The organism is Pseudomonas sp. 39004, from assembly GCF_028682155.1.
Classification (GTDB): domain Bacteria; phylum Pseudomonadota; class Gammaproteobacteria; order Pseudomonadales; family Pseudomonadaceae; genus Aquipseudomonas; species Aquipseudomonas capeferrum.
In genome coordinates this window covers 1-9,499 of the sequence record NZ_JANIAG010000193.1, presented here as the reverse complement: position 1 = coordinate 9,499, position 9,499 = coordinate 1, and the positions used below count along the sequence as shown (strand labels likewise).

The 9,499-nt window shown below is 58.5% G+C and carries 7 protein-coding genes; all 7 read left to right on the top strand.

Annotated features, from left to right (window positions below; all coding sequences use genetic code 11):
• The first annotated feature begins 68 nt into the window (after positions 1 to 68).
• On the top strand, positions 69 to 1,352 hold the full coding sequence (gene gabT, locus NP534_RS23405; RefSeq protein ID WP_033697808.1) for a 4-aminobutyrate--2-oxoglutarate transaminase: 1,284 nt from the start codon (positions 69 to 71) through the stop codon (positions 1,350 to 1,352).
• 181 nt (positions 1,353 to 1,533) lie between these two features.
• A complete protein-coding gene (locus NP534_RS23400) occupies positions 1,534 to 2,943 on the top strand; it encodes an amino acid permease (protein ID WP_274100266.1) in 1,410 nt (469 codons plus the stop codon).
• Between the two features lie 69 nt (positions 2,944 to 3,012).
• Entirely contained in the window at positions 3,013 to 4,488 is a 1,476-nt protein-coding gene (locus tag NP534_RS23395; RefSeq protein ID WP_274100265.1) for an NAD-dependent succinate-semialdehyde dehydrogenase, read from the top strand.
• 195 nt (positions 4,489 to 4,683) lie between these two features.
• Entirely contained in the window at positions 4,684 to 5,274 is a 591-nt protein-coding gene (locus NP534_RS23390) for a hypothetical protein (protein ID WP_274100264.1), read from the top strand.
• Positions 5,271 to 6,263: a hypothetical protein gene (locus NP534_RS23385; protein ID WP_274100263.1), complete on the top strand. Its 993-nt coding sequence runs from the start codon at positions 5,271 to 5,273 to the stop codon at positions 6,261 to 6,263. The genes NP534_RS23390 and NP534_RS23385 overlap by 4 nt, the downstream gene beginning before the upstream one ends.
• Positions 6,264 to 6,292: 29 nt before the next feature.
• Positions 6,293 to 7,918, top strand: a complete 1,626-nt coding sequence (locus NP534_RS23380; RefSeq protein WP_274100262.1) for a serine protease — start codon at positions 6,293 to 6,295, stop codon at positions 7,916 to 7,918.
• 101 nt (positions 7,919 to 8,019) lie between these two features.
• Positions 8,020 to 9,499: toll/interleukin-1 receptor domain-containing protein (locus NP534_RS23375; protein ID WP_274100261.1), on the top strand; the 1,480-nt coding region annotated here is incomplete at its 3' end.

The following is a 9,499-nucleotide window of genomic DNA, read 5'->3' as shown; positions in this document are numbered from 1 at the left end:
CTTCCTGGTTGTAGTTGGAGGGAAGGGCAGTGGTTAGCATTAAACACTGACACATAAAGGTGAATGCTATGTCCTCTCAACAAAAATTGTCTGTATCGGCGCGTGCCCAGCATGTTTCCAACGGTGTTGCAGTCGCTCACCCCATTACGGTGAGCCGCGCTGCGGGTGCCTACCTATGGGATGATCAAGGTAAGAAATACCTGGATTTCGTGGGTGGCATAGGCGTGTTGAACGTGGGGCACAATCACCCGCGTGTGGTCGAAGCGGTACGCAAGCAGTTGGACACCTTCTCGCATATCTGCTTCCAGGTTGCGGCTTACGACCAATACACCGATCTGGCTGCGAAGCTGAATAACCTGGTTGGCGGCCCAGAGCACTACAAGTCGGTGTTCCTGACCACCGGTGCCGAAGCGGTTGAGAACGCCATCAAGATCGCGCGGGGCTACACCAACCGCCCAGGTGTGATCGCATTCCGCGGCGGTTTCCACGGCCGTACCTTGATGGGCATGACCCTGACCGGCATGAGCCAGCCGTACCGCCAGAACTTCGGCCCTTACGCGCCGGACATCTACCACACCCCGTACCCGAACGAATACCGAGGCATCACCACCGAGAAAGCGCTGGTGGCCCTGCAGGAGGTGTTCGACACGCAGATCGCTGCTGATCGTGTTGCGGCAATCATCATCGAGCCAGTACAGGGTGACGGTGGCTTTATCGCAGCGCCCGTCGAGTTCATGCGTGCACTGCGCAAGAAAACCGAAGAACTGGGCATCGTGCTGATCTGCGATGAAATCCAGACCGGCTTTGGCCGTACCGGCAAAATGTTTGGCTTCGAGCACGCCGGCATCCAGCCTGACCTGGTAACCGTTGCCAAGAGCCTGGCCGGCGGCTTGCCGATCTCGGGCGTTGTCGGCCGTGCCCGAATCATGGATGCCCCGCAGCCAGGCGGCCTGGGCGGCACCTACGGTGGCAACCCACTGGGCTGCGCCGCTGCCCTGGAAGTGATCAAGATCTTCGAGTCCGAGAACCTGACCGAGCGTAGCCGCGCTATTGGTGCGCAACTGCTGGAAGGCTTCAAGCAACTTGAGGGCCGTTTCAACAGCATCGGCCACGTACGCGCCATTGGTGCCATGGCAGCGGTCGAATTCGTTTCCAATCGCGACAGCAAAGAGCCGGATGCGGCGATGGCGCAGCGCGTGATTGACGCTGCCCGTGAAGAGGGCCTGCTGCTCATCAAATGTGGTGTGTACCGCAACGTGGTTCGCTTTATCTGCCCGTTGGTGATCACTGAACAGGACGTTGCCAAGGCACTTGGCATGTTCGAGCGTGCACTGGTTGCCGCACAAGCCTGAGTCCGACTGCTTGCCGGTGAAGGGATTGAACGGATCATTCTGTTCACGTTCACCGACTTGAACTTGCCCCCTCCCTGCAGGGGGCTATCACACCGCAAGTTAATCAAACAGCGTGCCGGGAAGGGGGTTGGCGGTTTCTCGCGCGTCAATGTTCCCGTCAATTAATAGAGGTGCCTCGATCATGAATACAAGTATAAGTATCGATAAACCAAACACCCATGACAGCCAACTAAAGGCGGGCCTGAAGTCCCGGCATCTGACAATGATGTCGATCGCAGGGGTCATTGGTGGCTCATTGTTCGTAGGGTCGGGGAGTATCATTCACAGCGCGGGGCCAGCCGCCGTTCTGGCCTTTCTGGTTGGCGGCATTCTGATGATGCTGATCATGCGAATGCTGGGGGAAATGGCAACGTCATCGCCAGATACTGGGTCATTCTCGACCTACGCCGACCGCGCCATTGGTCGCTGGGCCGGGTTTACCATTGGGTGGCTGTACTGGGGTTACTGGGTCAGCCTGATGGCGTGGGAAGCGTACGTTGCCGGCAAAATCCTCAACGGCTGGTTTCCATCGATCAGCATCAATGTCTTTGTGCTGGCAACGACCCTGGTTTTGCTCAGTATCAACTTCTTCAATGTGAAGAACTACGGTGAATTCGAGTTCTGGTTCGCCTTGATCAAAGTGGTGGCGATCTTCTGCTTCCTGATTGTGTGCGGCCTGGCCGTGACCAACCTCTGGACGCTGGGGGAGGTGAGCGGCATCAGTAATCTGACCGCGCATGGCTTTATGCCAAACGGCATAGACCCCGTCGTCGGCGCAATGCTCGGGGTAATGTTTGCATTCCTGGGGGCAGAGATTGCGACCATTGCAGCGTCAGAGTCTGCAAACCCCTCGCAGCAGATCATCAAGACGACGAAGTCGGTTGTCTGGCGTGTAGGGCTGTTTTACGTGGGGTCGATCTTCCTGATTGTATGCCTGGTGCCGTGGAATGACCCCATGCTGGGCGTGTCGGGCTATGGCTCGTACCGCCGGACACTGGAGCTGCTTGGGGTGCCTGGTGCAGAAGTGCTGATGAACTTCGTGGTGCTGACCTCGGTGAGCAGTTGCCTGATTTCTGCGCACTACACCGCCTCGCGCATGCTCTTCTCCTTGGCCACCCGCGGTGACGCGCCTGCGTTCTTCAAGTTCACCAAGGCCGGAACGGGCATCCCGGTCTACGCGATCATTGGCTCGTGCCTGGTGGCTGTGATTCTGGCACTGATCAACTTTAGTGAGGCGCTGCGGCCCAAGGATGTACTGGATACGCTAATGAACATGACCGGCACTATTGCACTGCTGGTTTACCTGGTCATCGCCTGCTCTCAACTGAAGATGCGACGCAAGTTGGAACTCAAAGGCAGTGACATCCCGTTGAAGATGTGGCTGTTCCCTTGGCTGACCTGGGCGGTGATCGTGTTCATCGTGGTTTGCCTGGGGGTGATGTCGTTCATGCCTGACTACCAGGTGCTGGTGGTGTCTACGGGCAGTGCAGGGCTGGCGTTGGTGCTTATCGGAATCGTGCATCAGATTCGATGCAATCGCTTAAAGCGATAGTTACTGGGCACGCGCGGTGTCGCGGCCTGTCGGCTTAGTTGCGAAGTCTACTACTCAATTGGGGGTTTTATGAGCTTTAAACTGCAGCGCGAAGCGTTGATGGTTACCAAGAACTATATTGCGGGTGTGTGGCAAGTTGCCGTATCGGGCGCCACCCTGCCGGTCAATAACCCGGCGACTGGGGAGCCTGTTGCCTGGGTTGCAAACAGCGACGAAAAAGATGCTCAAGCCGCCGTTGAAGCGGCAGCCGCCGCTTTTGAAGCTTGGCGCGCCACGCCCGCCAAGCAACGCGCTGTCATTTTGAAACGCTGGAATGACCTGATCATGGCGAACGCCGAGGATCTGGGCAAAATCATTTCCTCTGAACAGGGCAAACCTCTTGCGGAAGCCATTGGTGAAATCGCTTACGCCGCCAGTTATGTCGAGTGGTTTGCAGAAGAAGCGACCCGCGCGAACGGCGACATCATTCCTCAGGCGGTGCGTGGCCGTAAAATGACAGCCTACTGGGAGCCTGTGGGTATCGTTGCTGCCATCACGCCCTGGAACTTCCCCGCCGCGATGATTGCCCGGAAAATCGCGCCTGCACTGGCTGCCGGTTGTACCGTCGTGTGTAAACCCGCAGCAGAAACCCCACTCACTGCGTTGGCCTTGGTCAAGCTTGCGCAAGAGGCGGGCGTGCCGGCAGGTGTGCTGAATATCGTCAACACCCTCTCGTCAAAGACAGTTGCCGATGTGTGGCTGGACGATGCGCGCGTTCGTAAAATCACCTTCACCGGCTCGACCCCCGTGGGTAAGCACCTTGCCCACGAATCCTCCCGTACCCTGAAAAAGCTGGCGTTGGAGTTGGGTGGTAACGCTCCGTTCATCGTGTTCGAAGATGCCGATGTCGATGCTGCGGTAGAAGGCTTGATGGTTGCCAAGTTCCGTAACGGCGGCCAAACCTGCGTGTGCCCCAACCGTGTCTACGTTCAGTCGAAGATCTACGGCAGGTTTCTGGAGAAGCTGGCAGCCCGCGTAGCAGCCCTGGTCGTCGGCCCGGCGAGCGATCCGGCGTCGCAGATCGGGCCAATGATCAACGCCAAAGCCATCGCCAAAATCGAAGAGCACGTTGACGATGCCGTTGCCCGGGGCGCCCGAGTGCTGACCGGCGGCAAGCGCCTGTTCACCGAACAGCGCGCCGAGTCCACATACTACGCGCCAACCGTTCTGGCCGACGTAGACCGCGCTGCCAAGTGCTTCCATGAGGAAACCTTCGGGCCCGTCGCGCCGATCACTCAATTCGACACCGAGGAGGAAGTCATCAAGATGGCCAACGACTCGCCGTTCGGGTTGGCAGCCTACTTCTATACCAACGACCTGCGCCGTGTGCACCGCGTTACCGATGCGCTGGAGTGCGGCATTGTCGGAGTGAACGAAGGCGCGCTGGCTGCCGAAGCTGCGCCGTTCGGCGGGGTGAAGGACTCGGGTTATGGCCGCGAAGGCTCCGTTCACGGCCTGGCGGAATACATGCACATCAAGTATGTGTGCCAGGGTGGCCTGGATTAATACCTCAAACGTGGTGGGTTAGTGTGTGCTGCGTTGGGCCTTCATTGCGAAGGCCTTAACCAGCTTGGTAAGTTGCAGAACTTTCGGTTTAGTGCTTTCGTCAAGTAATTGACCCATGCCGGTTTTCATAACGATCAAATTGAAACCGGCAGGCCTTGCCCCAGCGCACGGGGTTTTCGCCAAGAGATCCACTCCATGGACGCACAAGCAGCGGTCGACGGCATTCGCTCCCTCGGCGAGAAGCGAGTGGTGACCTTTCTGGGTTTTTCCGACGCGGGCTATGAGGATGAAGCTCGAGCCCGGGAGGTGTTGCTGGCAGAGCTCGCGACCTTCGACCCTCGGGATACCATCGTGTGCTCGGGTGCCACTGCGCAAGGCATTGGCATGGTCTATCCACTGGCACTGCGTAAAGGGTTTCGCACCGTAGGTATCGTCTCGTCGCGGGCGCGCGCCGAGGGGGTGCTGTTTTCCAAGGATTGCGAGCGTGTGTTCATGGTGGACGACCCTACCTGGGGTGGCATGCAGCCCAATGAACATCTGTCCTCCACCTCACAGGCCATGGTCGATGCCAGTGACGTGATGATCGCCATCGGCGGCGGCGCGATCGCCCGCGACGAACTCGTAGCAGGCCACAGCAAAGGCAAACTCGTCCGTTTTCATCCTGCAGACATGAATCATGCTCGCGCCATGGCGAATGCCATCAAAGAAGGCGGGCCGGCCCCACGGTCGTTCTGCGGCGACGCCCAGGCGCTGTTCCAGTGCACAGGTGGGGAGGAAGGAGCATGAGGAAATATGCGGTCGTCTTTGTGCATGGGCTGGCAAAGAAGCCTTCGCCTGAAAAGCTTGAGGAAATCTGGCGTTGGGGGCTGGAGCGAGCGGACACCCCTGCACCTTTTCATGGTCACAACCCAGGGATCGACCTCGATACCCAGGGCGTGCCAGGCCTGTTCAACTACTATGCAGACGTATTCTACGGCACCGATTACGAAACAGATCTCGATGCGTTTTATGAGTCCAGGGACGGTTCTGTCGTTGACCTGGGGAGCCTGCACCAGATAGCAGGCGAGCTTGCCATCCCGACGCCTGCCAATGAAAAAGAAGCAAGGTTCCTTGCTGAGGTGGAGCGCAAGATGCGCGAGGCGCCTTTCCCACCCGAGCCGCCGTGCCTTGTAGCCCATCCAGCTGCACAGCAACCTACGCAATTGGAGATCGCCTCGTGGCTGCCGGGGCCTGTGAAGGAGGCCATCATCAAAAAAGCGGCGATGGAAGCGTATTACTTCCTGTTCAACAAGGACTATGCGCGGCCAGCCGATGGCGTGATCTTCAAGGTGCGTGATGAGCTGCGCCAGCGCCTGATCGATGACTTGAGAAAAGCGGCGGAGCAGGCCAACAAGCTGGTGCTGGTAACTCATAGCATGGGCACGATGATCGCCTACGACGTTCTGCGCAACTGCAAGCAATGCCCTCCGGTGGAGGTGCTGTTCACCCTTGGATCGCCGCTGGGCATCACCGAAGTGCAGGAGCAACTGCGGGCCGATGGGCTGCAACACGTCGATTTCCCACCTGGGCTCGGTCGATGGATCAACGTCTACGACCCCCTCGACCCCATCTGTGGTGCTGACCCGAGAATGGACGATTTCCGCCCCACGCAGGGGCGTAGGGTGGAGGATGTTAGAGAGAGCAACTGGGGAAACTGGCGCCATACAGTCACCCACTATTTTGCCGGCAGGCAGTTCCGCTCATTGCTGATGCATACCCTCGGGATATCACGCTGATGTCGCCCATGTCAGCGGGTGAACTCGCCATGGCCCTGAAACGTGGCGAGTTTCCCAACCCACCGTTGCAGTTGCTGACGCACGCTGTGCATTTGCTCGCTGACGAGGTGCTCGATGGCAAGCAGGCTTCGCGCAAGAGCGTCCGCGAGGCCATGGACCTGCTGCGCAGGCACCGCCATTTCGAACATGTGCACGAGTTAGGCGTCGCCTGGCACGATACCTTCGGTTGCGACGCCATGATCCAGCGCCTGCTCGCCCAGGCGAAGGTGGAGCTTGGCGCTCTGGAAGGGGCCGACGATCTGCTCGACGAAGCCGACCAAATGGCGATCAGGCACCCGACAGACCTGGAATACCAGGCAGAGGAGAAGGACTACAACGCGTTGCGCGGGCGTATCCGCAAGCAACGGTTTGTGCTGACGGACAATGTGAACGTACTCGCCGAGTCAATCGCTTACTACCAGAAGAAGCAGCTAGCGCAACCAAGCTTCTTCCTCGACGTGAATGTACTGGCGCTGCGGGTACGCCTGCACGATCGGATAGCACAGCCGATCCAGGTACTCATCGAGTTGGCCCACGATGTTTTGAAGCAGGCAACCGTCGCTATACGAACCAAGCCTGCCGACCCATGGGCGCTGGCAACTGCGTCCGAAGCGTGCCTTGCCTTGAGCCGCTTCCTGCCGGACGAGAGCTGGTGCGACTGGGCCGAATTGTGGTTGTACCGGTTCTTGGCGCACCCGAAATGCGGCCCGTTCGAGATGGAGAGCTATTTTCGCCAGGTGCGCGAAATCTGGAGTGGAGCCCCACTGGACGAATCCACGTGTGCGGGGCGCTTGGCCAGGATCTTTGAACGGCACATGCTGCGCACTCAGCGCCGTTGGTCCGTGGACGCCCGTCAGTTGCAATGGCTTCAACAAAATCCCGAAGAGCTCGAAAAGAACTTTTGCGGTGAAAAGTCGTTCACGGTTGCCGACATCCGCAAGATGCTCGCGCTCGCACCTAACATCGGTTGCGTGACGAACGACAAAGGGGTGCGTATGGGCACCGGTTTCCTGGTGCAGGGTTCAGCTTTCGGCGATGACGGCTTGCTGTTCATCACCAATGCCCACGTGATCAGCGATACCTTGACCAAAGCGATACGCGGCAGCGATGCACGCGTCACCTTCGAGACGGAGGCAGACGGCAGCGTGCCCCCCTGTCTGGTGCAAGCGATCCTGTTCAATTCGGAGCCAGGGCAACTGGGTAACGTGAAGGAGGCGCCGGGCAAGCTGGATGTTAGCGTCTGCCGCCTGAGCCGCACGCCAAACGGTGCTGCTGGCCTCCCGGTGGCGCCGACTGTCCCTTGGCCCTCACCGCGAACCAAAGCTTTCGTCGTCGGTCACCCGCGAGCCGGCGAACTGCAGTTCTCGCTTCAAGACAGCGTGCTGCTCGACGTCTGCGGCAACGAGCGACTGATGCACTACCGCACGCCGACCGACCCGGGTAGCTCCGGCAGCCCGGTGTTCAACAGGGACTGGGAAGTCATAGCGCTGCATCACGCGGGCTCGCAGACATGCCCGCGTTTGTCAGGCTCAGGCTTCTATGAAGCGAATGAAGGCATCACGCTGCAGGCGATCCGACAGCATTGGAAAGGCATGGCAACTGATTCGCTTGGATAAACCGCTACGACTAGCGTGTGGGTTATTCAGCTCATGCCGTGCCATGCGGTTACATCAGTCACCCGGTGGACGCTACCCAGGCATTGGGTAGGGAGGCTCAGATGGCATCGATCTTCATCAGCTATCGTCGCAAAGACTATACGGCCGGAGTCAGCGCCCTCGAGCAGCACCTGCGCGGTTATTTCGGGCAAGCGTCAGTTGTGCTCGATCAGGATGGCTTTCTCGGCGGCACGGACTGGCAAGCGGAGATGAGGGCAGCGGTCATACAAAGCAGTGTGGTTATTTGCGCAGTGGGTGATAGCTGGAGCGAACCGTCGTTACGCGAAAGCGGCCCGGACTACCTGCATGAAGAACTCAATATTGCCCGAAGCCTTGGCAAGCCAATTATTCCCGTGGTGGTTGGCAGCGGCGCGGGGAAATCAGCCCTGACCGAGCTACCCGCAGCCATTGCCTGGCTCGCAAAACTGCATGCGGTCGACTGCACAGGCCCTGAGCTGGGGCGAATCAAGGCGCTCGAACGTGCCATCGGCAGCAATGTTCTGGCCGCTACAGGGGCAGGAGGGGCATCGATCGGGGCGATGGTTGCCGATCTTTTCTACAGCCTCCTGTACCCAGTGAGTGCAGGGGGCATTGCATTACGAGGTACGGCATCAGGCATGACATCGGCTTTGCTTGGGGTCAGCCTCTCGGCAGTTGGCCTGCTGATGCTGTCCATGGTACTGAGGGAAGACTTCGATGCATTGGTGCCTTTGGGTAATATCCTCGGAGTGGTTGTCATCTTTGTTGGCCTGGTCTACGGGCTTGCATCTTTGATTACCCGCTTTGGGCCTGCCAGGGCCCACCCTCGTGGGCGATTTACATACGCGTTGAGATTCTGTGCAGCCATCATCACGTGCGGGGTCCTTTACTTCACAGTATGGGTCAGCTTTTTCCCGGATGGCTTCTTCACGCAAATGATGAACGCGCTGGAGGAGGGCGGTGCAGCGGAATTGAAGACAGCAGAGGAGATCAACAACTTTCCTCCTCATTTGATGGTTGTGATGGCCGTGTTCAATCTTGGCTTGATGTTCCATCTGCTCTATATCACTTGGGGCTTTGTTCGCAGCATTGCGGCAGTGGTGAGAACAGGCCGGCTGCCTGCATTCCTGTTGTTCGTATCGTTGATAATGGCGATAGGCATCATGGGCTGGATCAGTTACTCGATGAGCGCCGAAACGCCCGCGCCGAGCAAGAAACCGGTTCGGATAGCGGGTCAAATGCCACGCGAGTTTTCATTTTCGAATGGGTCCGACAAACTGACCGTAGCGGGCACCGAGTTGATGCCCCTGAAAATCCGAGCCAACGGAGACATGCGCTTCGAGAACAATATCGTGATTCTGGACTTCAAAGAGTTGGTGGTCGAAAACCGCACCGACGCATCAGTCATCGTGGATCGTATTCACTTTACGCTGGGACGGCGTGTGGACGGAAAGTTCTCATGGACTGATCCCGTCCCCTACAGTAACGAGGTCGCGTTCGGCGCGATCGACGGGCATGGCGAGCGTCGCCTTGAAAACTTTACCCTGCGAGCACGACTGCATC